We start from the raw sequence: 1097 nt of genomic DNA on the forward strand, positions 1-1097 counted from the left end.
CCAGGAGATGCGCTACGCCATCGCGCTGGAGAAGCGGCTGACCAAGGACGAGATCCTGGAGCGCTACCTCAACATCGCCTACTTCGGCGACGGCGCCTACGGGGTGGAGCAGGCCGCCCGCCACTACTTCGACACCTCGGCCAAGAAGCTCACCCTGGCCCAGGCCGCCATGCTCGCCGGGCTGGTGCAGAACCCCACCGCCACCGACCCCACCCGCTTCCCCGACGCCGCGGTCGAACGCCGCGACGTGGTCATCCACCGCATGCAGCAGCTCGGGCTGATCACCGCCGACGACGCCGCCAAGGCCACCAAGACCACCTGGGACCCCGACGGGGTCGAGTCCGCCCCCAACGGCTGCGTCGGCACCGAGTTCCCGTTCCTGTGCGACTACGTCCGCCGCACCCTGCTCACCAACGAGGCCCTCGGCAAGACCAGCGAGGAACGCGAGGCGATGCTGCTGCGCGGCGGGCTCACCATCAAGACCAAGATCGACAAGGACACCCAGCGGATCGCGGAGAAGGCCATCGCCGACCTCATCGACTCCCAAGACCCCGTCATCTCCACCATGACCATGGTCGAACCCGGCACCGGGCTCATCATGGCCATGGCCCAGTCCCGCCCCGAGATGGGCACCGACCCCGGCCAGACCTACTACAACTACGCCGTCCCGCAGTCCCTCGGCGGTGCCGAGGGGTTCCAGGCCGGGTCCACCTTCAAGGCCTACACCGCCGCCGCCGCCCTCGAGGCCGGCATCCCCATGACCAAGCGGTACAACTCCCCCTCCCCGATGGACTTCTCCGACACCCAGTTCGACTCCTGCCAGGGCCCGGTCAAGGTCCCCCAGGGCTACCGACCCGTCAACTCCACCCGCTCAGGGTCGAACATCGCCATGGACTACGCCATGGACTGGTCCATCAACACCTACTTCCTCCAGCTCGGCCGCGACACCGGCCTGTGCAACGTCACCAAGATGATGGACAAGCTCGGCGTCCAGCTCTCCAACGGGGAGAAGATGACCAGCCAGTCCGCGATCTTCTCCCTCCCCCTCGGCTCGGTCGACGTCACCCCCCTCTCCATGGCCGAGGCCTACGCCACCT

Annotated in this window: 1 protein-coding gene; it reads left to right on the forward strand. The window is 67.7% G+C overall.

All coding sequences use genetic code 11. The features are described from left to right. A partial coding sequence (locus tag GC722_RS17400; protein WP_197430288.1) for a transglycosylase domain-containing protein occupies positions 1–1097 on the forward strand: 1097 nt, incomplete at both ends.

It is taken from the genome of Auraticoccus cholistanensis, assembly GCF_009742705.1.
Classification (GTDB): domain Bacteria; phylum Actinomycetota; class Actinomycetes; order Propionibacteriales; family Propionibacteriaceae; genus Auraticoccus; species Auraticoccus cholistanensis.